Source organism: Pseudomonas sp. P110(2024) (assembly GCF_057480795.1).
Window position 1 is genome coordinate 258,893 of the sequence record NZ_JBLIYT010000004.1, and the last position, 22,500, is coordinate 281,392.

Annotated in this window: 26 protein-coding genes; 11 read left to right on the top strand and 15 right to left on the bottom strand. The window is 65.4% G+C overall.

Annotated features, from left to right (window positions below; all coding sequences use genetic code 11):
* Positions 1-84 precede the first annotated feature (84 nt).
* Positions 85-1,365, bottom strand: a complete 1,281-nt coding sequence (gene pvdN, locus AC25ND_RS08545) for a pyoverdine-tailoring periplasmic protein PvdN (protein ID WP_028689407.1) — start codon at positions 1,363-1,365, stop codon at positions 85-87.
* A complete protein-coding gene (gene pvdM, locus AC25ND_RS08550) occupies positions 1,358-2,728 on the bottom strand; it encodes a pyoverdine-tailoring dipeptidase-like protein PvdM (protein ID WP_062364281.1) in 1,371 nt (456 codons plus the stop codon). Before pvdM ends, pvdN begins: the two co-directional genes overlap by 8 nt.
* A gap of 202 nt (positions 2,729-2,930) precedes the next feature.
* On the opposite strand from pvdM, the gene AC25ND_RS08555 reads away from it, so the two are divergent.
* Positions 2,931-3,377 (top strand): hypothetical protein, encoded by a 447-nt coding sequence (locus tag AC25ND_RS08555; RefSeq protein ID WP_028689408.1) that lies wholly within the window; start codon positions 2,931-2,933, stop codon positions 3,375-3,377.
* Positions 3,378-3,426: 49 nt separating this feature from the next.
* Here AC25ND_RS08555 and pbpG read toward each other — a convergent pair whose 3' ends face one another.
* The 3 genes from pbpG to AC25ND_RS08570 form a co-directional block, all read right to left on the bottom strand.
* Positions 3,427-4,353: a D-alanyl-D-alanine endopeptidase gene (gene pbpG, locus AC25ND_RS08560; RefSeq protein WP_028689409.1), complete on the bottom strand. Its 927-nt coding sequence runs from the start codon at positions 4,351-4,353 to the stop codon at positions 3,427-3,429.
* A gap of 131 nt (positions 4,354-4,484) precedes the next feature.
* The gene (locus tag AC25ND_RS08565) at positions 4,485-4,751 is read right to left on the bottom strand and encodes a hypothetical protein (RefSeq protein WP_486976231.1); all 267 of its coding nucleotides are present in this window, start codon (positions 4,749-4,751) and stop codon (positions 4,485-4,487) included.
* Between the two features lie 317 nt (positions 4,752-5,068).
* On the bottom strand, positions 5,069-5,734 hold the full coding sequence (locus tag AC25ND_RS08570) for an SOS response-associated peptidase (RefSeq protein WP_186594980.1): 666 nt from the start codon (positions 5,732-5,734) through the stop codon (positions 5,069-5,071).
* Positions 5,735-6,100: 366 nt separating this feature from the next.
* On the opposite strand from AC25ND_RS08570, the gene AC25ND_RS08575 reads away from it, so the two are divergent.
* A complete protein-coding gene (locus tag AC25ND_RS08575) occupies positions 6,101-6,526 on the top strand; it encodes a GNAT family N-acetyltransferase (protein WP_028689412.1) in 426 nt (141 codons plus the stop codon).
* A gap of 46 nt (positions 6,527-6,572) precedes the next feature.
* Here the strand turns inward: AC25ND_RS08575 and AC25ND_RS08580 are convergent, their stop codons facing one another.
* The 3 genes from AC25ND_RS08580 to AC25ND_RS08590 form a co-directional block, all read right to left on the bottom strand.
* Complete coding sequence (locus tag AC25ND_RS08580; protein WP_028689413.1) at positions 6,573-7,388, bottom strand: protein phosphatase 2C domain-containing protein; 816 nt, start codon at positions 7,386-7,388, stop codon at positions 6,573-6,575.
* 61 nt (positions 7,389-7,449) lie between these two features.
* Entirely contained in the window at positions 7,450-8,058 is a 609-nt protein-coding gene (locus AC25ND_RS08585; protein ID WP_028689414.1) for a hypothetical protein, read from the bottom strand.
* Between the two features lie 83 nt (positions 8,059-8,141).
* A complete protein-coding gene (locus tag AC25ND_RS08590) occupies positions 8,142-8,633 on the bottom strand; it encodes a GNAT family N-acetyltransferase (RefSeq protein ID WP_028689415.1) in 492 nt (163 codons plus the stop codon).
* Positions 8,634-8,788: 155 nt separating this feature from the next.
* Between AC25ND_RS08590 and AC25ND_RS08595 the strand changes: the two genes are divergently transcribed.
* The 3 genes from AC25ND_RS08595 (at position 8,789) to AC25ND_RS08605 (ending at position 10,020) form a co-directional block, all read left to right on the top strand.
* The gene (locus AC25ND_RS08595; RefSeq protein ID WP_062364276.1) at positions 8,789-9,160 is read left to right on the top strand and encodes a VOC family protein; all 372 of its coding nucleotides are present in this window, start codon (positions 8,789-8,791) and stop codon (positions 9,158-9,160) included.
* Positions 9,157-9,468, top strand: coding sequence for a DUF2388 domain-containing protein (locus AC25ND_RS08600; RefSeq protein WP_062364274.1), 312 nt, complete (start codon positions 9,157-9,159; stop codon positions 9,466-9,468). The genes AC25ND_RS08595 and AC25ND_RS08600 overlap by 4 nt, the downstream gene beginning before the upstream one ends.
* 72 nt (positions 9,469-9,540) lie before the next feature.
* Complete coding sequence (locus tag AC25ND_RS08605) at positions 9,541-10,020, top strand: VOC family protein (protein WP_062364272.1); 480 nt, start codon at positions 9,541-9,543, stop codon at positions 10,018-10,020.
* Between the two features lie 12 nt (positions 10,021-10,032).
* Here the strand turns inward: AC25ND_RS08605 and AC25ND_RS08610 are convergent, their stop codons facing one another.
* Positions 10,033-10,719 carry a GNAT family N-acetyltransferase gene (locus AC25ND_RS08610; RefSeq protein ID WP_486976232.1) on the bottom strand — a complete coding sequence of 229 codons (687 nt, stop codon included), beginning with the start codon at positions 10,717-10,719 and terminating at the stop codon, positions 10,033-10,035.
* 72 nt (positions 10,720-10,791) lie between these two features.
* Positions 10,792-11,721: an N-acetyl-gamma-glutamyl-phosphate reductase gene (argC, locus tag AC25ND_RS08615; protein ID WP_028689419.1), complete on the bottom strand. Its 930-nt coding sequence runs from the start codon at positions 11,719-11,721 to the stop codon at positions 10,792-10,794.
* A 208-nt stretch (positions 11,722-11,929) separates the two neighbouring features.
* Here argC and AC25ND_RS08620 point away from each other — a divergent pair, with 208 nt between their 5' ends.
* The gene (locus AC25ND_RS08620) at positions 11,930-12,811 is read left to right on the top strand and encodes a LysR family transcriptional regulator (protein ID WP_186594984.1); all 882 of its coding nucleotides are present in this window, start codon (positions 11,930-11,932) and stop codon (positions 12,809-12,811) included.
* 49 nt (positions 12,812-12,860) lie between these two features.
* Here the strand turns inward: AC25ND_RS08620 and AC25ND_RS08625 are convergent, their stop codons facing one another.
* Together AC25ND_RS08625 and AC25ND_RS08630 are read right to left on the bottom strand one after the other, a co-directional pair.
* Complete coding sequence (locus AC25ND_RS08625; protein ID WP_028689421.1) at positions 12,861-13,070, bottom strand: tautomerase family protein; 210 nt, start codon at positions 13,068-13,070, stop codon at positions 12,861-12,863.
* 16 nt (positions 13,071-13,086) lie between these two features.
* A complete protein-coding gene (locus AC25ND_RS08630) occupies positions 13,087-13,821 on the bottom strand; it encodes an SDR family NAD(P)-dependent oxidoreductase (RefSeq protein ID WP_069017716.1) in 735 nt (244 codons plus the stop codon).
* A 124-nt stretch (positions 13,822-13,945) separates the two neighbouring features.
* On the opposite strand from AC25ND_RS08630, the gene AC25ND_RS08635 reads away from it, so the two are divergent.
* The 4 genes from AC25ND_RS08635 to AC25ND_RS08650 all read left to right on the top strand — a co-directional run bounded on the left by AC25ND_RS08635 (position 13,946) and on the right by AC25ND_RS08650 (position 16,977).
* Positions 13,946-14,866, top strand: coding sequence for a LysR family transcriptional regulator (locus tag AC25ND_RS08635; protein ID WP_028689423.1), 921 nt, complete (start codon positions 13,946-13,948; stop codon positions 14,864-14,866).
* A gap of 66 nt (positions 14,867-14,932) precedes the next feature.
* The gene (locus AC25ND_RS08640) at positions 14,933-15,202 is read left to right on the top strand and encodes a hypothetical protein (RefSeq protein ID WP_186594986.1); all 270 of its coding nucleotides are present in this window, start codon (positions 14,933-14,935) and stop codon (positions 15,200-15,202) included.
* 99 nt (positions 15,203-15,301) lie between these two features.
* A complete protein-coding gene (locus tag AC25ND_RS08645) occupies positions 15,302-16,000 on the top strand; it encodes an MOSC domain-containing protein (RefSeq protein ID WP_028689425.1) in 699 nt (232 codons plus the stop codon).
* A 41-nt stretch (positions 16,001-16,041) separates the two neighbouring features.
* Positions 16,042-16,977 (top strand): 5'-nucleotidase, encoded by a 936-nt coding sequence (locus AC25ND_RS08650; protein WP_028689426.1) that lies wholly within the window; start codon positions 16,042-16,044, stop codon positions 16,975-16,977.
* Positions 16,978-17,015: 38 nt separating this feature from the next.
* Here the strand turns inward: AC25ND_RS08650 and AC25ND_RS08655 are convergent, their stop codons facing one another.
* Complete coding sequence (locus tag AC25ND_RS08655; protein ID WP_028689427.1) at positions 17,016-17,333, bottom strand: DUF2388 domain-containing protein; 318 nt, start codon at positions 17,331-17,333, stop codon at positions 17,016-17,018.
* Positions 17,334-17,524: 191 nt separating this feature from the next.
* Between AC25ND_RS08655 and AC25ND_RS08660 the strand changes: the two genes are divergently transcribed.
* Positions 17,525-18,151, top strand: a complete 627-nt coding sequence (locus AC25ND_RS08660; RefSeq protein WP_062364258.1) for a glutathione S-transferase family protein — start codon at positions 17,525-17,527, stop codon at positions 18,149-18,151.
* Between the two features lie 136 nt (positions 18,152-18,287).
* Here the strand turns inward: AC25ND_RS08660 and mrdA are convergent, their stop codons facing one another.
* Together mrdA and AC25ND_RS08670 are read right to left on the bottom strand one after the other, a co-directional pair.
* Positions 18,288-20,180, bottom strand: coding sequence for a penicillin-binding protein 2 (gene mrdA, locus AC25ND_RS08665; RefSeq protein WP_028689429.1), 1,893 nt, complete (start codon positions 20,178-20,180; stop codon positions 18,288-18,290).
* Between the two features lie 151 nt (positions 20,181-20,331).
* Complete coding sequence (locus AC25ND_RS08670) at positions 20,332-22,422, bottom strand: TonB-dependent siderophore receptor (protein WP_486976233.1); 2,091 nt, start codon at positions 22,420-22,422, stop codon at positions 20,332-20,334.
* Between the last annotated feature and the right edge of the window lie 78 nt (positions 22,423-22,500).

Consider the following 22,500-nt stretch of genomic DNA (forward strand, 5'->3'; position numbering starts at 1 on the left):
CCTCAGGCGAAAATGCATGCGTCTGGCGGAGCCGGCTTGCCGGCGAAAGGGCCGCAGAGCGGCCCCATTGCGACAAGTGGTGCCTCAACCAACCTGCGTGCGTAAAAGCGCCATGGCCCGGTCGACCTGCTGCTCGTCATTGAGCAGGCTCGGCGCAAAGCGGATTACCGGCCCGACATCGCGGTCCACGGCATCGACCATGACCTTGTTGGCGTTGAGATAAGCCGCCACGGCGTCGGGGTCGCGGTCCTTGATACGGAAAAAGGTGAAGCCGGCGGAGAACTCGCGGCTGGTAGGCGTCACCAGCTCGATGGCGCGGTGCTCGGCCAGGCGCGCCTTGAGGTAGTCGTTGAGCTGGTGGATGCGCGCCTGGATATCGGCCTTGCCAAGCGCCAGGTGCAGCTTGAAGGCCTCGCCTAGCGCCCAGCGGTGCTCGAAGGCGTGATAGCCGCCCGGCGTCATGATGGTGCCGAAGTCTTCGTTGCGCGAGAAGGTGGCGAAGGTCGGCGTCAGGTGCTGCATCTGCTCCGAGGCTGCGCAGATGATTCCCGTGCCCCGCGGGCCGAACATCCACTTGTGGGTGCCGGCGATGAACCAGTCGCAGTTGAAGTCGGCAAAGCGCACGTTTTCCACGCCAAAACCATGCACGCCATCGACCACGTAGAGGATGCGCTCGGCCTCGTCGCGGTTGCGGTTGTGCTGGCGTACCAGCTCGCCGATGGCGCCCACTGGCAGCTTGACGCCGCTGCCCGAATGTACCCAGGTCATGCCCAGCACCCGAGTCTCGGGGCGGATGCTGCGGTCGATCAGGCTCAGTACGCGGTCGGTGGAAACCTCGCCGGGCTTGTCGAACAGGCGCAGCTTGCGCACCTGGGTACCGTGCTGGCGCTGGCGAAACGCCAGGCAGTTGTGGGTCGAGTAGTGCTCGTGCTCGGTGGTGAGGATCTCCTGGTGCGGCGCCACGTGCAGGCCGCCGTAGATCATGCCGAGGCCCTCGGTGGTGCTGCCGGTCAGGGCGATCTGGCGCGGGCGCACCTCCAGGTAGCGGCCTGCCCATTCACGGACCTCATCCTCGCGCTGCCATTCGTACTGGCTTTCCCAGTCCATGCACAGGGCCGGGTTGCGGTCCAGGGTGGCGCGATGACGGTTGATCGCCTCCTGCACCGGGCGTGGGTGGGCGGTGATCAGGAAGTTGGCGAAGTGCGCGACATCGGGCGCCAGGGGGAACAGTTGGCGCAGTTGGCGCCATTTGTCCGGGCCTTGCAGTGTCGGTGACGTCGGATCGGCGGCCAGGGCGCTGGGCAGCAAGGGCAGGCTGGCCGCCAGGGCGGCGGCCTGCTTGAGGAAGGCGCGCCGGTCAGTCATGGCGGGCTTCCCGGTTTTTGTCAAGCAGGGCCACCGGGTTGGCGGCTTTTTGCACCTGCCCCCACACACGCAGGAAGTTGCCCGCCCAGAGCTTGGCGATATCGGTTTCGGAGTAGCCACGGGTCAGCAGCTCGGCGGTTACGTTGCGGATCTCACTGACATTCATGAAGCCTGTGACGCCGCCGCCATCGTTGAAGTCGGAGCTGATGCCGACATGGTCGATGCCCATCTTCTTCACGGCGTAGTCGATGGCGTCGACGTATTCCTTGAGGCCGGCGCGGGGCTCCTCGTCGACGATGGCGTAGAGGCTGCTGGCATATTCGCCGAAGCGCGCCTCGGGCCAGATGGCGATGATCGGATCGCCCGGCATCAGCGCGTTGGTCAGGCCTTGCAGCGGTTGCAGGTCGAAGCGTGCGCGCAGGGCCTCGAGTTTTTCCAAGGTCGGCTTGCTCAGCGGCTTGAGGTAGGTGGTGAAGGCCACGACTTGCAGCACGCCGCCGCTGTCCTTGATCAGCTGCATCTCCTTGTCGGAGAGGTTGCGCGGGATGTCCACCAGCGCCCGCGGCGCCGAATGCGAGGCGACGAACGGCGCGCGGCTCAGGCGGGCCACATCTTCCAGGGCAAGGGTGGACATCTGCGAGACGTCGATGATCACGCCCAGGTCGTTGAGCCGCTTGACCGCCTGTTCGCCCAGGGGTGACAAGCCGCCGAGGGCGTCGGGGGTGTCGTTGAAGAACGGTAGCGGGCGCGACGAGTCGGCCCAGGCGTTGTTGCCGGTGTAGCTGAAGCCGAACATGCGCATGCCGCGCTTGCTCCACAGGTCGAGCTGAGACAGGTCGCTGCCTAGCGGGTAGGCGTTGAGCATGCTGATGAAGATGGCGAACTTGCCTTCGCCGTTCAGGCGGCGGAAGTCGTCGGGGGTGTAGGCGATGCCGACCTGATTGGGGAAGTCGCGCACGATTCCGCTGATGATCTTGTAGCGCACTTCCTGCTGGTTGCGGGCCTCGTCGACGAAGCCCGGGGTTGGGCGGTGCGGCGCGTTCGGGCCGTTCCACAGCTCGGGCCAGCCGAAGATGGTCAGTGCCGCGCCCGACAGCCGACCCTTGGCCGCTTTGGCCAGGTCGAACTGGCCACGACCGTCCTTGTCTGCCTCGTAGCCGTCGCTGCCGTAGCCCAGCGGCACGGTGACATGGCTGTCGAAGGAAAGCATATGTTCGTGCAGGTCGTTGGCTTGCTGCACGATCGCACGGGGATAGCCGCTGTCCTGCTTCCAGAAGTAGTAGCCGGCGGCTGCGCCCAGGGCGGCCACCAGGGCCAGGGGCAGGCCGATGTACAGGGCTTTGCGGGAACGGGTCTTGGTCATTGCCATCTCGTTGCGGGGCTGATCGGGTCGGTCTGCCGGCGGGGCAGGGCCTGGGTATCAGGTGGACGAACGAGTGGTGGGCAAATTTACTTCGAGAGGTGAGCGCCGCAGGTCAGGCCTGTTTTCACTGATTGATGATTTAAGAACGAGGAGGCCTGGCCGATAACTGTCATGTAAGAATTCACCTCAAGGAAGGTAAGAAATGGTTGGAATAACCGCAGCCAATCTCAACATCCCCAGCGTTGCTGGCGCCACGTCTTCGGGCGCATCGGCCAACTCGAACGCCTCGCCCGGCACACCCTCGGTCGACGAGCGGGGCGGCCTGGTGTTCAAGGGCGACACATTCAAGAACGAGACCAAGGCCGCAGAGATCGAAAGCAGCCTGGAAAGTAATGAAGATCCGGCCATCAAGGAGCAGCGCGAACAGATCAAGCGCCTGCAGAAGCAGTTGGCCGAAGAGCAGAAACAATTGGCCCAGTTGATGGAACAAGCCAGGCGCGACCCGTCCAAAATGGCAGCTGTCACGGCCAAGCAGGCCAGTATCGCCACCCTCACCGGACTGATCATGGCGGCTACCGCGCAACTGCTCGAAGCGCTGCGCCAAGCCGGGGGCACCAGCGCCGGCGGCTCGGTCGACACCAGCGCCTGAGGCGAGGGTCAACGCTACAGGGGCTGCCTTGCAGCCCCTGGTCAGGTCTTCAGTCCACCGCCACGCGGGCGCGGTTCTGTCGCTCGCTTTTGTACTGCATGGCCACTGCCGGCGCCGGCTTGGCCGCGCCGGTCTCCAGCCACTGACGCATGCGGCTGGCGTCGGCGAAGTGGGTGTACTTGCCGTAGGCGTCGAGAATCACCATGGCCACCGGACGGTTGTCCATCTTCGTCAGCAGCACCAGGCAATGCCCCGCTTCGTTGGTGAAGCCGGTCTTGGTCAGGGCGATGTCCCAGTTGCTCTTGTTCACCAGATGGTCGGTGTTACGGAAGCCCAGGGTGTAGTTAGGCTTACGGAACGCCACGGTCTTCTCGCGGGTGGTCGACAGCTCGCTGAGCATCGGGTACTTGCGCGAGGCCATCAGCAGCTTGGCCAGGTCCTGGGCGGTGGACACGTTCAGGGTCGACAGGCCGGTCGGCTCGACGTAGCGGGTGTGGCTCATGCCCAGGCTGCGGGCCTTGGCGTTCATCGCCTTGATAAACGCGCCATAGCCGCCGGGGTAGTGGTTGGCCAGGGTGTTGGCCGCGCGGTTTTCCGACGACATCAGGGTAATCAGCAACGTCTCGCGACGGTTCAGCTCGCTGCCAAGGCGCACCCGCGAGTACACGCCCTTCATCTCCGGGTTATTGGCGATGGTCATGCTGAGCATTTCGTCCATGGGCAGCTTGGCGTCGAGCACGACCATCGCGGTCATCAGCTTGGTGACCGAGGCGATGGGCCGCACGCGATCGGCGTGGCTGGCGTACAGCTCCTTGTTGGTGTTGAGGTCGATCAACAGGGCGCTGCCGGAGGCCAGGTGCAGCTTGCTGGGGTCGCGCTGGACCTGGGCCGGGGGTTGTGCAGCAGCGGTCGACGGTAGGGTCGCGGTTCCTGTGAGCAACAGCAGCAGGCTGAGGATGGACAGGGAAGTTTTCACGTTGAGGCTCACTAAATGTTGGTATGTCGTTGGCTGTGCAAGGGTTTTCCCCCAAAAAACCGTTGCATTCTGGAGTATGGCTCAGCGGCTGTCGAATGCCTTATATCTAAAGGGCGCAACGTGAACGAAATTTAATCCTGTACCAATTCTGTACCAATTACCGCTGCCTCAAGCTTGACCAGCTCGGACCAATCGTTCGCTGAATTCAGCCACTTCGCGTAGGTGGTGAGTAGGACCTGGACGGAGTGTCCAAGCTGTCCGGCGAGGAATGCCGGGTTCATTCCTGACATGAGGCACATCGTGGCATAGGTGTGCCTGCAGTTGTACTGTGGGCTGGCCCGAATTGAGGTCGCTTCGACCGCCTGGTTGATGAAACCAGGCATGCTGCTGCCTTTCATGTGAGGGGACCTGCCGGCAGGCTGAAAGATGAACGGTGATTCAGCGGACACCCGCCTACCGTTTCGCTTTCGAGCGCTTGCAATCTCCCGGGCTCGTCCGAGAGCTGCCAGGGCGCGACTGTTGAGCATGATCGTTCGGGTTTTGGCGGGTGAACCGCCAATGAATGTGGCACTTGAAGACATGCGCGCGTATCACAGTGCGCATGATTCGGGAGCTCCGGCAGAAGAGGTTGAGCGCTTGCGGCTAATTGCGCAGCCCTCATTCAAGGCTGTTCTGATTACCAGCTCTACGCGCTTGGGCATCAGCCTCTGATTCGTCACTGAGCCGGCTCTATCAGCGTTGCTCCCTGGTTTCGCACGTTGCCCACGGCTGTTCCAACGCGGTACCACTCGAACGTCTCTGCCGGTTCACCCAGGTTCAGCACCAATTGTTCCGCGTGCTCGCTGGGCATGCCTGCTGCGATCCACTCGACCGCCAGAGCAGGCGACAGCACAACCGGTCGGCGGTCGTGCACATCGACCAGGCCGCCCTGGGCGTCTGCAGTGATCATCACGAACCCGTCGTGCTCATTGCCGGCGAACTGACCTATCGAGGCGCACAGGGCAGGGCGCCCATCTCGCCGGCGGATGTAATAGGGCTGCTTCTTCTGACCGCCTTCATCCGCCCACTCATACCAGCCATCCACGGGGGTGATAGCCCGGTGTGGCCAGATCGCCCGGAAGAAGGGGCCGTGAGCCACCTTCTCGACGCGGGCGTTAATCGGCGCGGCACGGTCGGTCGCCCAATGCGGCCGCCATCCCCATTTCACCAGGTCTGCCCTCGGGCCTGCGTCATCTACCCGGAGCACGGCGACCTGCGTGGTCGGCGCGACATTGTACCGCCCCAGGTCCTGGTCCCCGACGTTGTTACGCCAGGCCGCCGGCATGCTCAGGGCCTCCACGAAGTCATGGATACCGCGGTACTGGCTCAGCCTACCGCACATTTCCCATCCCTCCCGCTCGAACTGAAAGGATAGCCCGCCAAGCGGTACTGGCCTGACCATCCGTTTGGATGCTCAAGTGCTGTATCAATATACAGTATTGGTGCCGTATGTACTTCCTTCTCGGCCGCCGCCGTGAGCTCGGCGTAGCCATCCCCAACGAAAAGCTCGCGAAGGTCACATCGGGCTGCTCACGGATGAATCTGCAGAGGAGTGGGAGAGGGACGAGCCAGGACGGATCGGGGTCGGCAGATCGCCGCATGGCTCAGCGGCTGTCGAATGCCTTGTATCTAAAGGGCGCAGCGTGAAGTAAATTTAATCCGGCGCGCTTTGCGCCTCCTTCCTACGTGGTCAACCGGACGACCTGTCATGACGCTCACGATCGATTTCACCGACCAGGCCACCAGCCTGCATCACGATGCGATTCTCAAGCCTTTGCGCGCTTTCAACGACACTGTGATCGGCTCCCCCGAAGCGGCTACCGTCGCCTGGACGCTGCGCGATCCCGCCAGCGATGAAATCGTCGGCGGGCTGTATGCCAGGCTTGGCGGGCGCTGGTTATTCGTCGAGCTGCTGGTGGTGCCCGAGCGGATGCGCGGGCAGGGCACCGGGCGCGAGCTGATGGCCCAGGCCGAGGCGCTGGCGAGGGAGAAGGGCTGCTGCGGAATCTGGCTGGATACCTTCAGCTTCCAGGCGCCGGACTTCTATCGCAAGCTGGGGTTCGAGGTGTTTGGCGAGCTGGCCGACTTTCCGCCTGGGCATACCCGCCATTTCCTGCGCAAGCGGCTGGCTTAGCATCTTTAAACGCAGGCCTGCCCTGGCGTTGCGAGCTGAGGGGGGCTCAGCCAACCCGCAACCAGATCGCCGAGGCATCGTCGCTCATCTTGAACCGCGGGTAGCGCAGGCACGCGGCATCGTCCTGCTCGATACCCCGCAGTGTCCGTGCCAGGTCATCCAGGCCGTGGCTTTGCAGGCGCTTGAAGAAACCTGCCGGCTCATAGGCCCGATAGGTGTCGAACAACGCCGCGAAGCCATCGCTCATCAGCAGGACATCATCCCCCACGGCCACCGGCGCATGGCTATAGAGGGTGCCCTCGCGGGACAGGTCGGCATCGACGCCGAGCACGGCCCGGGGGCGCTCGCGGGAGGCGCGGCGATCGGCCAGCACGGCCGGGGTACGTACGCCATGGGCACCGGTACCAGGACCGAGGGCGGCGGCCTCGGCTTGCTCGGCCTCGCGGTCCGGCTCTGGGGTGAGGAAGCGGATACCTTGCGCGCCGCGATGCAGCACCACGCAGTCGGCCAAGTGCGCGCAGACCAGTTCCTCGCCCTCGATGGCCACCGCGGCAAAGGCGGCGCGCGGCAGTTCCCAGGTGGCCACGGGCTCGCGTCGGCGATCCTGCCGGTAGGCCTGGGCGATTGTGTCGAAGACCGTCTCGCAGACCTCGCGCAGTGGCCCCGAGGCATTGGCGAAGGCGCGCTGGGCCGTGGCCGAGAGCCAGGCGGCGCCTCCGCGCTCACCCAGCAGGCCGGGGGCGCCGAGGTCGGTGGCGCCGTCGATGACCCAGGCGTGGCGGTCGGCACTGCCGATACGATCGTCATTGGGCACATCGTGCTTGCCGGCCAGGCTCAGGGACTGGATCAGGTCGAAATGCATGTCGGGCTCCGGTTCGGTGGGATTCACCGACCTTGACCGTTGCGGCGCCCGGCGTCAAATGTCACGGCTTGGGTGCGCGGTCCCAGCAGTCACTGTCCAGGGCGCAGACACCGAATTGCCGATCCATCAGCGCCATGCGCCGCAGGTGGGCGTCGATGATGTCGCGGTTCACTTCGCTGTCGATGATGTAGCGGCTGTAGCGGTCGATCAGGCGGACCTTCCAGGCCTCGCGGGTGGCCGCATCCAGGGCGTCGGGCGCATTTGCCAGGCGTTGCAGGGTCAGGTCGTCGGCGCGCTTGAGCTGATCGGTGAAGGTGGTGATGTAGTGGGCACGCTGCGCTTCCTTGTGGCGCGCGGCGTCGGCATCGAAGGCGTCGAGGTTGTGTTGCCATTGCGCCCAGTAGGCGTCCGGCAACTGAAGATCGCGCTGCTGGCGCAGCTTGGCGACGACTTGCGCGTTGCTCTGACGCGGTGGTGGCTGGCGGTTCTGGCTGGCCAGCGGGTCCAGGGCGAGGGCCTGGGCGATCCAGGCATTGCGCGCCTCGCTGTCCGGCAGGATCGGGCCCAGCGGCGGGGCGTCTTCGCTGGTCGAGCGGGGCAGGCCCTTGCAGCCGGTGAGCGAAAGGAGCACTGACAGCACCAGCAGCGCAGGGAGGTTGTGACGCGGCATAAGTCTTCCTTGAGTAACTGCACAAGCGTGCATCCGGATGGATGCATGAGGGCTATCGGCGCTTGCGCGGCTGACTTGAACGCTCAGCCGAGTGTCTTGGCCATTTCCGCGGTCGGCGCCCAACCCAGGCCGGCATATACCGGTTGCCCAGCCTCGGTGGCGTGCAGCACCGCGAAGGCCAGGCCGCGCCGGGTGAACTCCGACTCGGCCAGACGCATCAGTTTCGAAGCCAGGCCCTGGCGGCGATGGGACGGCTCGACATAGACATTGAGCACATAGCCGCGCTGGTCCTGGCAGGGGTGGGCCGGATGCGGCGGCCAGTCGATCGCCATCAGGCCGATTGCCGCCACCGGCAGCGCGTCGTCCAGCAGCACGAAGCCGTAGTAGCGACCGTCCGCCAGTCTTGGCCGCAGCCAGGGGCCGAAGTGCTCGGTCATGCTTATGAGCCGCTGCGGGTCGCCGCCGGCTTCAAGGAACATGGCCTCGCGGTGGGCGCAGACCATGGCGTGGTCGCCCGGCAGCAGGCGGCGCAGTGTCAGGCCGGGAAAGTCGATCGCAGCTGGCAGGTCGTTCATGACGGGTCTCGTTGATCCAAGGCCTTGATCCTAGGCCCGCGCGGCGTCGCCGGTTAGATACAGATGGCCCGCAAACGCGGCATACAGCCCCTTGTCGCTCCCCAGGATTACGGCGATGATCCGCGGCAACCCGTTTGCCGACGAGGAGGCTTCGCATGCCCATTGCCCCGCTTTTGCGCTGCACCGACCTTGACGCCACCCGCCGTCATTACCGCGATGTGCTGCAGTTCACGGTCACCGACACCACGCAGTCGACCCTGACCGTGCAGTTGTGCGATTGCAGCCTGCTGTTCACCGAACAGGACCTGTGGCGCCTGCCGCCGGGGTGCGCCGGAACCTTCTACCTGGTGGTCGAGGACGTTGACGGCTATTACGCGCAAGTCCGCGAACTGGCGGATATCGCCTGGCCGTTGCACGACACGGAGTATGGTTCGCGGGAATTCGGCGTGCGTGATTGCAACGGCTATTACCTGGCCTTCAGCCAGCGGCATGGCGACGCCGTGCAAGCCGCACGGGTCGCCTCATGATCCTGCGCGGCCCTGCGCTCCTGGCGATGTTGCTGCTTGCCGGCCCGGCCGTGGCCATGGACGGCAAGGGCAACTCGACCGATCACTTCACCGTCGGCTCGAGCCTCGCCACCGCCGCGGTGAGCGGCTCCACCAGCCATCCGGCGCGTACTTACCAGGCCGCCCGCGACGATGCGTTGCTGTTCATCGCCAGCGACGGGCGCCTGCGCGGCGCGCGACTGGAGCAGGCACTGGGCGCATACCGCCAACAGCACCCGAACAGTTCGCTGAGCGACCGTGACCTGGCCCAGGCAATCGCCTGCCGCTGATCGCGCGTTTGCGGGCATGCCAGGACAGGGGGCTAGACTCGTGGTCAACGAGCTGGTTCCCAGGAGTCTGACATGACCGCCAAGAACACCATTTGCCTGTGGTATGACCACGATGCCGAGGACGCGGCGAACTTCTATGCCAGCATATTCCCCGACAGCCGGGTGACCGCCGTGCACACGGCGCCCGCCGACTATCCCTCGGGCAAGGCAGGCGATGTGATCACGGTGGAGTTCACCGTGATGGGCATCCCCTGCATCGGCCTCAATGGCGGCAAGGCGTTCAGCCACAGCGAGGCGTTCTCGTTCCAGGTGGCGACCGACAGCCAGGAGGAGACCGACCGCTACTGGGATGCCATCGTTGGCAACGGTGGCAGCGAGAGCGTGTGTGGCTGGTGCAAGGACAGGTGGGGCCTGTCCTGGCAGATCAGTCCGCGGGTACTGACCCAGGCGGTCGCCAGCCCCGATCGTGCCGTGGCGAAGCGGGCGTTCGAGGCGATGCTGCAGATGGGCAGGATCGACATCGCCGCCATCGAGAAGGCCATCAAGGGCTGAAGGCGAGAGGCCTCAATGCACGGTCTTGCGTTCCCTGACGCACACCCGTGCCTGCTCCGTCAGCGTGTCCAGTCGCTCGTCGCGCAGGCGCTCGGCGTCCATCATCGCAGCCTTGCCCTGTTGCTTGAGCAGGTAGGCATGGATCTGCCGGACCTCCACGGTCTGGTAGATCGGTGCGATATCCAGCCGCCCGATCAACGCACCGCTGGCTTGGCCGGTGCTGCTCATCAGCACCTGCGGTCCGGTGCTGGCGACCACCTGCAGGCCCATGTTCTCGAACCACGGCACCTGCTGGGCGAAGGTGCTCAGCTCGACGCAGGCATAGCGTTCACGGGCTGCACTTAGCAGGCCACGGGCAATGCCCTGGCGGCGGTGGTCGGGAGACACTGCAAGGTAGGCCAGGGCGCAGGCCTGCGGGTTGTCCTGGGCTGGCAGCACCAGGGCGAAGCCGAGCAACTGGTCCGGCGCCTCGGCATCCAGGGCCAGGGTCAACTCGACGGCCAGGCCGCGGGTGCCGTCGAGCGCCATCAGGTACTGGTGTACCTCCAGGCCGACGCCGTACTGGTACAGCGGGTAGAGCGGATTGTCCGGGCTGATGGCGACGCTGCTGAGCTGGCCGACGTGGTCGATCACCAGCTGGCGAATCTGGTTCTGGAAGGATTCGGGCGGCACGCCGTCGAGGCGGCGGAGGATGAACATCGCGGGTCGGGCTCCGGCAGGATTGAAACACACGCCCCGGAACGAGGCGGGTGATCATTCTACCCGGTGAGGCTAGCGCAGCCCAGCCAGCATCAGGTCGAGGTTCTGCACGGCGGCGCCCGAGGCGCCCTTGCCCAGGTTGTCGAACACCGCGGTGAGCAGCACCTGGCCGTGCTCGGGGTTGGCGTACAGGGCCAGGCGCAGGTCGTTGCTGTCGTTCAGCGCCTGCGGATCCAGCGCCGCCGCCGGGCCGTGCTGGTGCAGGGGCATCACTTGCACATGGCGGGCGCCCTGATAGTGCCGCTCGAGGCAGGCCTGCAACTGATCGGCGTCGACCCCGGGCAACAGGCGCAGTTGCAGCGGGATGCTCAGCACAATGCCCTGGCGGTAGTCGCCGTAACCGGGCACGAATACCGGGCGCGCGCTGAGCCCGGCGTGCTGCTGGATCTCCGGCACATGCTTGTGCGCCAGTTCCAGGCCATACAGCTGGAGGGTCGGCAGGTAGGCGTCGCTGCGCTGCTCATGGCGCTCGACGGCGGCCCGGCCACCCCCGGAGTAGCCGGAGATGGCGTGGATGCTGAGCGGGTAGTCGGCCGGCACCAGGCCGGCCTTGACCAGCGGATGCAGCAGGGCGATGGCGCCGGTGGGGTAGCAGCCGGGGTTGCTCACCCGGGTGGCCCGGGCGATGTGCTCGGCCTGTTGTTCGTTCAGTTCCGGCAGGCCGTAGACCCAGCCGGGCGCGGTGCGGTGCGCGGAGCTGGCGTCGATCACACGTACCGCCGGATTGTGCAGGGTGGCCACGGCCTCGCGGGCGGCGTCGTCGGGTAGGCAGAGCACGGCGATATCGGCGCTGTTGATCGCCTCGCTGCGCCGTGCCGGGTCCTTGCGCTCGGCCTCGGGCAGGGTGAGCAGGCGCAGGTCCTGGCGGCCTTGCAGGCGGGCGTGGATCTGCAGGCCGGTGGTGCCTTGGTCGCCGTCGATGAATACGAGGGGGTGGTGCATGTCGGTGGTCCGCTGATGGGGAAGGATTGCCGTATCCTCGTCGTTCGCTGGGAGAAATAAAATTTGAATATAATGATCGCCGTATTCAGGAATTCTGAACTTGAGCGCATTGTCCCATGGGAGATCGCCCAGCCCTGTGGGAGCGGTCTTGCGTCGCGAAAGGCTGCTCCCACAGGGTCCAGCTAAACCCGTGAGTTACCGAGATCCCATGCGAGAAATCAGCCTCGACCGCTTGCGCACCCTGGTGGTGATCGCCGAACGTGCCTCTTTCGCCGATGCCGCCCGCCAGCTCAACCTGGCGCCCCCCACCATCAGCCTGCACGTGGCCGAGCTGGAGGCGCGCATCGGCGCGCCCTTGCTCACCCGCACCCGCGGCCAGGTGCGGCCCACCGCAATCGGCGAGACCTTGCTGACCCGCGCCCGGCGTCTGCTGGTCGACGCCGACCAGGCCCTGGACGAGGTGCGCCGCCAGGTCGAGGGCCTGACCGGCCGGGTGCGGCTGGGCGCCTCGACCGGCGCCATCGCCCACCTGTTGCCCCAGGCCCTGGAAACGCTGCGGGTTGATCATCCGGGGATCGACGTGCAGGTCCAGGTGCTCACTTCGCAGGCATCCCTGGCGCGGTTGCGTGAGGGCACCCTGGACATCGGCCTGGTGGCGCTGCCGCAGGTGGCGGGCAAGGGCTTGCGGATCACCCCGTGGCGGCGCGACCCGATCATGGCCTACATCCCTGCCGACTGGCAGCCACCGTCACGGGTGACGCCGGCCTGGCTCGCCGGACGGGCGCTGATCCTCAACGACAGCACCACGCAACTGTCGCGGGTGACCTCGGAGTGGTTCGCGGCAGCAGGGTTGTACCCTGAACCGCGGATCGAGCTGAACTACAACGATGCGATCAAGCGCCTGGTGGCCGCCGGCTACGGCGCCACCTTGCTGCCGCAGGAAGGCGAGGTTCATCCGCCATCGCCGCGTATCACCCGGCGGCCGTTGCGGCCGGGGTTGTGGCGTCAGTTGGGGATCGCCTGTCGCGAGGGGGCGCTGGAACGGGCGACGGGGCATGTGCTGGAAGCGTTGGGAAGGTTGCGGCAATAGACGGGGCTGAGCCTGTGGGAGCGATGCTGGCCCGCTCCCACGGCGTCTGTCATTGGTTGCGTTCGCGTGCGCGCAAGGCTGTCACCGTCTCGCCGCCGACACCCCAGTTGTCAGTGGCTACTTCCTCGATCACCACGAAGGTGCTTGCTGGCGGTTTGTTCAGTACCTGCTCCAGCAGGCGGGTGGTGCCTTCGATCAACTGACGCTTGTGTTCTGCCGTGACCCCTTCATCGGTCACGCGGATATGGACATAAGGCATGTGCGTCGCTCCAGGTTCAGTGCCAGGTGCCGGCGGTGCTGCCACCGTCGACGGGCAGGATGACACCGCTGACGAAACGGGCGTCGGTCAGGTACAGCACGGCGTCCACCACATCCTCGGGCGTGCCGGTGCGCCCGCTTGGCGACAGCGCGCCGAGCCCTTCGGTGTGGCCGCCGTGCAGCGGGGTGTCGATGATGCCAGGGGCCACCGCGTTGACCTGCACGCCGCTTGCTGCCAGCTCCAGGGCCAGGCCCTTGACCGCCTGGTTGAGCCCGCCCTTGACCAGCACCGGTAGAAGTGCCGGGACGCGGGTGTCCGGCTGCAGGGCCACCGAGGCGGTGATGGCGACGATATGCCCGTGCCCTTGGGCCTTCATGACCCGGGCTGCGGCCTGGGCGGGGTAGAAAAAGCCCTTGAGGTTGGTGCCGACCAGCGCGTCGACATCGGCCTCGGTGTAGTCGGTCACCGGCTTGGGAATGAAGATGCCGGCGTTGTTGACCAAGATGTCGACCCGGCCGAAGGCCTCCAGGGCGGTGGCGAACAGCCGTTCGGCGGTGGCTTTCTCGGCGATGTCGCCAGCCACGCCGATGAAGCCGGCCGGGTTGCCCAGGCGGGCGGCGGCCTCGTCGAGGCGGGCCTGGGTGCGGGCATTGCCGACCACGTTGTCGCCACGCTCGAGGTAGGTCTGGGCCAGGGCGAAGCCCAGGCCGCTGGAGGCGCCGGTGATGATGACGGTTCTTGCGTTGCTCATGGGAGGATCTCCGATCGTGCGAGGTGTTGCTCGGGTATGGAGTCACTGTAAGTTGCAACGACAGCTTGAAAAATGAGGCGTATGGCATTTCAATCAATACATCATGTAATTAATCGAGCCCGCCATGACCCGCCATTTCGATGACCTGCAACTGGGCAGCCTGGAGCTGTTCTGTCTCGCCGCCGATGCTGGCAGCTTTACCGAGGCGGCCACCCTGGCGGGCGTCACGCCAGCGGCGGTGAGCCGCTCGGTGGCGCGCCTGGAGGAACGTCTGGGCGTACGCCTGTTCGTGCGCACCACCCGGCAGATGCGCCTGAGCGAGGCCGGCCAGGCCTATTACCAGCATTGTCGCCAGGCGCTGGGCCAACTGGTCGAGGCCGAGCGCCAGGTCACCGGTGGCCAGCTCGAGCCCGCTGGCCGCTTGCGCATCAGCGCGCCGACGCCCTATGCCCATCACCGCCTGTTGCCGCTGCTGCCACGTTTTCGCCAGCGTTATCCCGGGGTGCAGGTGGATGTGCATGTCAGCAACCGCAACGTCGATTTCGCCGACGAACACTTCGACCTGGCGATTCGCGGCCGGGCGCCGGCCGATTCGCGCCTGGTGGCCCGGCGCCTGGAGGACGCCGAGCTGGTGGTGGTTGCCACACCCGGCTACCTGGCCCGTGCCGGTACGCCACGGACCCTGGAGGACCTGGCTGGGCACGAGTGCATCCAGTTCGAGTTGCCCAGCAGCGGCAGGCGGCCGCCCTGGAGCTTTCGCCGTGACGGACAGCTGGTCGAGTTGCAGACCCAGGGTGCGTTCACCTGTCTGGGTGATTTCCTCGCCACCACGACCCTGGCGCGCCACGGTGGCGGCCTGATGCAGGCCTACCGTTTCACCGTGCAGGATGCGCTGGACAGTGGTGAGCTGGTCGAGGTACTGGCCGGGCATGGCGGGACGTCGCGGCCTTTCATGCTGGTGTATCCGCAGGTCTGGCACATGCCGTTGAAGGTGCGGGTGTTCATCGACTTCCTGGTCGGCGAAGTTGCACTACCGTTGGGCTGAAGCCCCGGCGGGCGCGCGCTGGCGAACTATGCTCTGTGCTGCATCGGTTTCCCAGGAGAGCACGCCATGAAATCCATGACATTGTTAGCGATCACCTGCGTACTGAGTTTTGCCGCCCACGCCGAGGATGGCCCGACGACCAACTGCGATGCCAAGATCAATGATCTGGAGAGCATCAGCAAGACCGATGGCCAGGCGTTGCACGGCGGCATGGCCCACGACTATCACGAGCTGCTCAAGCAGGCCAAGGACGCCCGGGACATAGGTGACATGGCCAAGTGCCAAGCCTCGGCCGACCGCGCCAAGACCATCTACAACAAGGCGCGGGGCAAGTAACGCCCGGTACAGCTTTGCAGGACCGGGCTTGCCCGCTCCCTGAGGTATTACCCAGCGCTCTGGTGTAAGCTCTTGCGGACCTTTCCACGAGACCGCCGCATGACCTCGCCCAGCCCGCGCCTCGACAGCCTGCTCACCGGCTGCGCCCGACCGTTTACCCGCCCGGGTTCGCACAGCGCCATCGACAAGCAACCACGTCAAGGCCCGTTGGCGGTGACCTTCCTCGGCATCGCCGGCGACGAACAGGGCGATCTGCGCGTACACGGTGGCGTCGAGAAGGCCATCCACCATTATCCCCTTGAGCACTATTCGGACTGGGCCGCCGAACTGGGCGAGCACCCCTTGCTGACCCGGCCCGGCGCGTTTGGCGAGAACTTCAGCAGCTTCGGTTGGCGTGAAGCCGATGTCTGCCTGGGCGACCGGATCCGCGTCGGCACGGCATTGCTGGAAATCTCCCAGGGGCGGATGCCGTGCTGGAAGCTCAATGACCGCTTCGACGTGGCGCAGATGGCGTTGCGCGTGCAGCAGAGCGGGCGCACTGGCTGGTACTACCGGGTGCTGGAGGAGGGCGTGGTCGAGGCGGGCGATGCCCTGCATCTGGTCGAGCGTCCCCACGCCCAGTGGTCGGTGGCGCGGCTCTCGGCGGTGCTGTTCGACAAGCGGCTGGAGCCCGAGCTGTTGCGCGAATGCCTGGCGCTGCCGCTGGTGCCGAACTGGCGCAGGACACTGGAAAAGCGCCTGGAGCAACACCAGGTCGAGGACTGGACCTCGCGCCTGCAGGGCCGCAGCGAAGGCTGACCGGCGTCGCGTTCAACATTTATCAAGACAAGGAAAGCCCCATGGCCTTCGAACTGGATGATCGCCTGGTCATCGGTGTCGCCTCCAGCGCCGTGTTCGACCTCAGCGAATCGGACGCGGTGTTCCGTCGCGAGGGCGAGGCGCAGTACCGCAAGTACCAGGAGCAGCACTTGGACGTGCCGCTGGGAAAAGGCATCGCCTATCCCTTCATCAAGCGCCTGCTTGCGCTCAATGACCTGCGCGGCGATCCCGAGGACCCGCTGGTGGAGGTGGTGCTGCTGTCGCAAAACGATCCGGACACCGGCATGCGGGTGATGAAGACCATTGGCCACTATGGCCTGAACATGACCCGGGCGATCTTCACCCAGGGCCGTTCACCCTACGAGTACATTCCGGCGCTGAACATCGCCCTGTTCCTGTCCGCCGACAAGCAGCATGTCGACGCCGCGATCAAGGCCGGCTATCCGGCGGGGCAGGTGCTGGACTCGAAGTTCGACGATGACGAAAGCGATGACAACCTGCGCATCGCCTTCGACTTCGACGGTGTGCTGGCTGGAGACGAATCGGAGGCGGTGATGCAGTCGGGCGGGTTGGACAGTTTTCATGCTCATGAAGTGATCAACGTCACCCAGCCGCACAACCCCGGCCCGCTCAAGGAGTTCTTCGTGCGCATCGCCCGTATCCAGGCTGCCGAAGAGCAGCACAAGCTGGCGCATCCCGGCTATGAAAACCGCCTACGTGTGTCGATTGTCACGGCGCGCAATGCGCCATCCCATGAGCGGGCGCTCAACACTCTGAAAAGCTGGGGAGTGATGGCCAATGACGCGTTCTTTCTCGGGGGCATAGAGAAGCGGCGGGTGCTGCAGGTGCTCAAGCCGCACATCTTCTTCGACGACCAGTCGGGGCACCTCAAGAGCACCAGCACGGTGGTGCCTTCGGTCCATGTTCCGTTCGGAGTGACCAACCGGGCGCGCTGAGCCACAGGGGCCGCGCAGCGGCCCCTGTTTTCCTGCGATCAGTGATCCGCCAATCCGTCATCCTGCGACAGCAGCGCCCTGGCCAGCTCCTCGTCACTGGCTTGCAATCCGGGATTGGCCTGGCGGACCTGCGCCAGCGCCGACTCCAGGTAAGCTCCGCGAATGGCGCCGCCGCTGGCGACAAAGGCCGACAGTTCGTCACGGGCGGGAATGATCCGTTTGTCGTCCTTGAAGGTCGAGTACAGCGAGGCGGACACCCCGGCCGAGGTAGCGACGTCACCGGCGTCGACACGGGCCAGGGCGGCACCGGCGGGGAGCAGGAGCAGCAGCGATGGGATGAGCAGTAAATGACGCATGGTGAGTCCTCCGCGAAGGTGAAGCCCAAGGGTGTTACTGCATGATGTTAAGAGCGCTGTGACGCGCTGGGAGTTCCGGCACGCTTGTGATATTGCGCCTGCAATACTGAGCCACGTTGTATTTGACCTACAACCCTCGCGCATGATCTTCTCGCAGTCCTGCCGTCCGTCAATCAAGGGAATGTGATGCCATGACCGAATACACGCTCCACTGCTTCGCCGAATCCGGCAACGCCTACAAGGTTGCGCTGATGCTGGAGCTCACCGGCCAGGACTGGGCGCCTGTGTTCGTCGATTTCTTCAACGGCCAGACCCGTGGTCAGGACTGGCGCGACGCGGTCAACGAGCAGGGGGAGGTGCCGGTGCTCGAGCATGCCGGGGAGAAACTCACCCAGTCGGCCTTGATTCTCGACTACCTGGCCGAACGCACCGGCCAGTTCGGCCCGCGCGACGACGTCGAGAAGCGCGAGATCTGGCGTTGGATGCTCTTCGACAACCACAAATTCACCAGCTACTACGCGGCGTTGCGGTTCATCTTTTGCCTGAAGCAGATGGGCGAGTCGGATGTCACCCGCTTCCTGCGCGAGCGGGCCAGGGCGGCCTACCAGATCGTCGATGCACACCTGGCCAAGACGCCGTTCATGGTCGGCGGGCGCCTGACCATAGCCGACCTGTCCCTCGCAGGGTACGTGTACATGCCCGAGGACACGGGGTTGGCGCTCAGCGAGTTCCGTCATGTCGAAGCATGGAAGGCGCGTATTCAAGAAGTGCCGGGATGGAAGCATCCTTACGACCTGATGCCTGGAACCGCTGCTTGATCCCACTCAGGGCCAGTAGCGCGGGTTAACCTGCGATCACCGACGCAGCCGCTGCAGCGTATTGGGGCCGTTGTGCTGAAGGCGGCTCCTATCAAAAGCGCGCCCCCCATGAGACCGGGGCCGCGCCTGTGTCGGTCTAGGAGTGTGGGATGCTCCTGGCCTGCGGCACGCCGGCATACTGCGCCTTCAAATGCCCCTGCTCATCCAGCAGGTACGCATCCATCACCTCACGCACCACCGGCCCGGCCACCCGACCACCGGCCTCGCCGTTCTCGATCATCACCGCCACCACCATCGCCGGGTGCTCGGCCGGGGCGAAGCCGACGAACAGGGCGTTGTCGCGGTGGCGCTCGAGGGTCTTGTCGCGGTTGTAGCGTTCACCCTGCTTGATCGCCACCACCTGCGCCGTGCCGCTCTTGCCAGCGATGCGGTATTGCGCGCCGGCGGCGGCGGCGCGGGCGATGCCGCGCGGGTCGTGCATGACCATCTGCATGCCCTGGCTGACCTGGTCCCAGGCGTGCTTGTCGTGCAGCACGATGTCCGGCATCGGGTTGGGGTCGACCGGAGCCTGGCCACCGATGGTCAGCGCCAGGTGCGGGCGGTGCCACGCCCCCTTGCTCGCCAGCAGGCTGGTGGCCTGGGCCAGCTGCAGCGGCGTGACCTGCATGTAGCCCTGGCCGATGCCGAGGATCAGCGTCTCGCCGGGGAACCAGGCCTGGCGCCGGGTGGCGCGCTTCCAGGCCTGTGACGGCATCAGCCCCGGTGCTTCCTCGAACATGTCCAGCGAGACCTTCTGGCCCAGGCCGAACTCGGCCATGTAGTCGTGCAGGCGGTCGATGCCCAGCTTGTGCGCCAGGTCGTAGAAGTAGGTGTCGTTGGAGCGCATGATCGCCGTGTACATGTCCACCCAGCCATCGCCCGTGCGGTTCCAGTTGCGGTACTTGTGGTCGTAGTTGGGCAGCTCGTAGTAGCCGGGGTCGAAGACCCGGCTGGCGGGGCTGATCACGCCGCTGTCGAGGCCGGCGATGGCCACCTCGGGCTTGACCGTCGAGCCGGGTGCGTACAGCCCGCGCAGCACGCGATTGAACAGCGGCCGGTCAATGGAGTCGCGCAGGGCGGCGTACTGCCTGTAGCTGATGCCCTTGACGAACAGGTTGGGGTCGAAGGCCGGGTTGCTGACCATCGCCAGTACGTCGCCGTTGGCCGGGTCGAGCACCACCACCGCGCCACGCCGATCGCCCAGGGCCTTTTCGGCGGCCTGCTGCAGGTGGGCGTCGAGGCTCAGCACGATGTCCTTGCCCGGCACCGGGTCATGGTGGTTGAGTACGCGCATCACCCGGCCCTGGGCATTGGTCTCGACTTCCTCGTAGCCCACTTGGCCGTGCAGTTCGTTCTCGTAGAAGCGTTCGATACCAGTCTTGCCGATCGACTGGGTGCCGCGGTAGGCGGTACTGTCGAGGGTCTTGGCTTCCTTTTCGTTGATGCGCCCGACGTAGCCCACCGAATGGGCGAAGTGCTCGGCCAGTGGGTATTCGCGTATGAACTGCGGCTCGACCTCCAGCCCCGGCAGGCGGAACTGGTTGACCGCGATCAGGGCGATCTGCTCTTCGCTCAGGCCCACCAGCAGGGTCACCGGCTCGAACGGCTTGCGTCCGCGGCGCAGGTCCTTGTCGAACTGGTGGCGGTCGTCCTCGGACAGACCGAGGATCTGCGCCAGGCTGTCGAGCACCCGTGCCGGATCGCCGGCCCGTTCGCGGGTCATGGTCAGGTTGAAGCTGGGCTTGTTGTCGGCCAGCACCACGCCGTTGCGGTCATAGATCAGGCCGCGCTCGGGCGGGATCGGCAGCACGTGCACGCGGTTGTTTTCCGATACCGCGCTCTGCTGGTCGTGCTGCAGCACCTGCAGCACATAGAGCCGGCCCACCAGCACTGCCACCAGGCTCATCACCAGCAGGGCACAGGCCAGCAGCCGGCGGTTGACCAGATGCTTTTCCTTTTCGTGGTCCTTGAGGGGAATGGGCTGGGGCATGGACGTCGTGGTGCTACGGATGGGGTCGCGATGCTACGCGGGCGGGCAGGGCGGCTCAAGGCGGGGCCGGTTGCCCCGCCGCCCCGCGATGCCCGCCGGCCCCGGTGCCAAGGGGCTGACGGCTAACATGAAGTTTCCTTCATGTGCTGGGTCAAAGGCTGAGCGTCAGGCTCACACTGACATTGCGCGGTTCGCCCGGCAGTACCCACGCGCTGTTGTAGGAGCGTTCGTAGTACTTGCGATCGAACAGGTTGTTGAGGTTCAGGCCCACGGTCACCTGTTCGCTGGCCTTGTAGTGCGCCAGCAGGTCGACCGTGCTGTAGGCATCCAGGGTGAAGTGGCTGCCGGCCTGGCCGGAACGCTCGCCGACATAGTTGAACGCCGCGCCGATGTCCGAGCCGCGCAGAGCGCCGTCCAAGAACTCGTACACGCCCATCACGCTGCCGCTGTTGCGGGCAATACCCAGCAGGTCGCTGCCCTTGGGCAGGGCCGCGTCGCCCTTGGTGACCTCGGCATCGATGTAGGCATAGGCGCCGATCACCCGTACGGCGTCGGTCAGTTGGCCGCTGAACTGCAGGTCCAGCCCCTGGCTGCGCGCCTTGCCGGCCGCCACGCTGTCGCCGAGCACGTCGGTGGTGATGACGTTCTCCTTGTCGATATGGAACAGCGCGATGGTCGCGCCCAGGCGGTTGTCGAGCAGGTCGAGCTTCAGTCCGGTCTCATAGCCCAGACCTTTCTCCGGCTTGTAGACCTGGCCCTGGGTGCCAATGGTATTGGGCTTGAACGACGTCGAGGCGTTGGCGAACACGCCGACCTGTGGGGTCAGCTGGTAAAGCAGCCCCACGCGCGGCGTGGCGACGTCCTTTTCCTGGCTGTCGCTGGCACCGGTGGCGCGGTTCTGCGAAATCTGTTCGATGCGTTCCAGGCGCACGCCCACCAGCCCGCGCAGGCGCTCGGTGAAGGCGATCTGGTCCTGCAGATTGAGGGCATGGCTTTCGGTGTGCTCGAAGAAGTCGTTGGGCCGGGCGATGGCCGGCTTCGGCTTGCCGTATACCGGGTTGTAGATGTCCAGGCCATAGCCCGCCGAGGTCGCGCTTTGCGGGTATTTCTGGCTGTTGCGGTAGTTTTCGTATTCCAGCCCGATCAGCGCCTGGTGTTGCCAGCCCCCTAATTCGAACTGACCGTGCAGCTCGGCCTGGGTGATGTTGTCGTTCCATTCGAAATCACGTTCGCGATAGAAACGGGTGATCGTCGTGCCGACCAGGGCCTGGGGCTCGGAGCTGTTGCCCTTGAGCGTGCCCTGGGTGTAATGGTTGGCCAGGCGCAGTTTCCAGCTGTCGTCGAGAAAATGTTCCAGCGCCACGTCGAGGGTCTGGTTGTCGTTGCGGATCTTGCCGTCGTTGGGCTCGCCGAGAAAGGCCGAGCGCTTGACCGAGCCCATCTCGCCATTGACTGCCGGAATGCCTCGGTCAAACACCGACTCGGTGCGGGAGAACTCGGTGTCGATCAGCAGCCGCGTATCGGGCGACAACTGCCAGCTCAGGGACGGGCTGACGATACGACGCTCGCTGCCGACATGGTCACGGAAGCTGCCGTTGTCCTCGACCGCCAGGTTGATCCGACCCAGCAGATTGCCTTGGCTGTCCAGCGGCGAGTTGGCATCCAGGGCGGTGCGGTAGCGGTCCCAACTGCCCGCGCTCAGGCTTAGGGTGCTGAAGGTTTCGGCCTGGGGGCGCTTGCTGACGATATTGACCAGCCCGCCAGGGTCGCCGCGGCCATAGAGGCTGGCGGCCGGGCCCTTGAGCACTTCGATGCGCTCGATGCTGGAGGTGTCCGGGGAACTGTAGCTGCCGCGGTTGATGGCGAAGCCGTTCTTGTACAGCTCGCCGGTGGTGAAGCCGCGCACACTGTAGTTGAGGAAGGTCAGGCCACCGAAGTTGTTCTGCCGCGACACGCCGCCGGCAAAGTCCAGGGCGCGGTCGATGCGGGTGGTGTTGAGGTCCTTGATCACCTGGGCGGGCACCACCTGGATGCTCTGCGGGGTGTCGCGGATATCGCTGTCGGTGCGGGTGGCGGTGGCCGAGCGGGTGGCGCGGTAGCCTTGCACCGGGCCGTCGGCGCGTTCTTCGAGGTAGGCGTCGGTGATCGAGGTTTCTTCCAGCAGCAGGGGTTGGGCTGCCAAGAGGGGTTGGCCGAACAGGCCCAGGGTGAGGCCGGCCAGAAGCGGTGCGCGAGGGTTCACAAGGGATCTCCAAATAATATGTAATAACGTAGCATTTATCGATGCGCTGACGCCATAGCGAAATGAGATCTGAGGAGT

Bases quoted from the DNA above. Each gene is read 5' to 3' on its own strand.
- pvdN (WP_028689407.1), bottom strand. From the start codon at position 1,365: ATGACTGACCGGCGCGCCTTCCTCAAGCAGGCCGCCGCCCTGGCGGCC.
- pvdM (WP_062364281.1), bottom strand. From the start codon at position 2,728: ATGACCAAGACCCGTTCCCGCAAAGCCCTGTACATCGGCCTGCCCCTG.
- AC25ND_RS08555 (WP_028689408.1), top strand. From the start codon at position 2,931: ATGGTTGGAATAACCGCAGCCAATCTCAACATCCCCAGCGTTGCTGGC.
- AC25ND_RS08565 (WP_486976231.1), bottom strand. From the start codon at position 4,751: ATGAAAGGCAGCAGCATGCCTGGTTTCATCAACCAGGCGGTCGAAGCG.
- AC25ND_RS08570 (WP_186594980.1), bottom strand. From the start codon at position 5,734: ATGTGCGGTAGGCTGAGCCAGTACCGCGGTATCCATGACTTCGTGGAG.
- AC25ND_RS08575 (WP_028689412.1), top strand. From the start codon at position 6,101: ATGACGCTCACGATCGATTTCACCGACCAGGCCACCAGCCTGCATCAC.
- AC25ND_RS08580 (WP_028689413.1), bottom strand. From the start codon at position 7,388: ATGCATTTCGACCTGATCCAGTCCCTGAGCCTGGCCGGCAAGCACGAT.
- AC25ND_RS08585 (WP_028689414.1), bottom strand. From the start codon at position 8,058: ATGCCGCGTCACAACCTCCCTGCGCTGCTGGTGCTGTCAGTGCTCCTT.
- AC25ND_RS08590 (WP_028689415.1), bottom strand. From the start codon at position 8,633: ATGAACGACCTGCCAGCTGCGATCGACTTTCCCGGCCTGACACTGCGC.
- AC25ND_RS08595 (WP_062364276.1), top strand. From the start codon at position 8,789: ATGCCCATTGCCCCGCTTTTGCGCTGCACCGACCTTGACGCCACCCGC.
- AC25ND_RS08600 (WP_062364274.1), top strand. From the start codon at position 9,157: ATGATCCTGCGCGGCCCTGCGCTCCTGGCGATGTTGCTGCTTGCCGGC.
- AC25ND_RS08605 (WP_062364272.1), top strand. From the start codon at position 9,541: ATGACCGCCAAGAACACCATTTGCCTGTGGTATGACCACGATGCCGAG.
- AC25ND_RS08610 (WP_486976232.1), bottom strand. From the start codon at position 10,719: ATGTTCATCCTCCGCCGCCTCGACGGCGTGCCGCCCGAATCCTTCCAG.
- argC (WP_028689419.1), bottom strand. From the start codon at position 11,721: ATGCACCACCCCCTCGTATTCATCGACGGCGACCAAGGCACCACCGGC.
- AC25ND_RS08620 (WP_186594984.1), top strand. From the start codon at position 11,930: ATGCGAGAAATCAGCCTCGACCGCTTGCGCACCCTGGTGGTGATCGCC.
- AC25ND_RS08625 (WP_028689421.1), bottom strand. From the start codon at position 13,070: ATGCCTTATGTCCATATCCGCGTGACCGATGAAGGGGTCACGGCAGAA.
- AC25ND_RS08630 (WP_069017716.1), bottom strand. From the start codon at position 13,821: ATGAGCAACGCAAGAACCGTCATCATCACCGGCGCCTCCAGCGGCCTG.
- AC25ND_RS08635 (WP_028689423.1), top strand. From the start codon at position 13,946: ATGACCCGCCATTTCGATGACCTGCAACTGGGCAGCCTGGAGCTGTTC.
- AC25ND_RS08640 (WP_186594986.1), top strand. From the start codon at position 14,933: ATGAAATCCATGACATTGTTAGCGATCACCTGCGTACTGAGTTTTGCC.
- AC25ND_RS08645 (WP_028689425.1), top strand. From the start codon at position 15,302: ATGACCTCGCCCAGCCCGCGCCTCGACAGCCTGCTCACCGGCTGCGCC.
- AC25ND_RS08650 (WP_028689426.1), top strand. From the start codon at position 16,042: ATGGCCTTCGAACTGGATGATCGCCTGGTCATCGGTGTCGCCTCCAGC.
- AC25ND_RS08655 (WP_028689427.1), bottom strand. From the start codon at position 17,333: ATGCGTCATTTACTGCTCATCCCATCGCTGCTGCTCCTGCTCCCCGCC.
- AC25ND_RS08660 (WP_062364258.1), top strand. From the start codon at position 17,525: ATGACCGAATACACGCTCCACTGCTTCGCCGAATCCGGCAACGCCTAC.
- mrdA (WP_028689429.1), bottom strand. From the start codon at position 20,180: ATGCCCCAGCCCATTCCCCTCAAGGACCACGAAAAGGAAAAGCATCTG.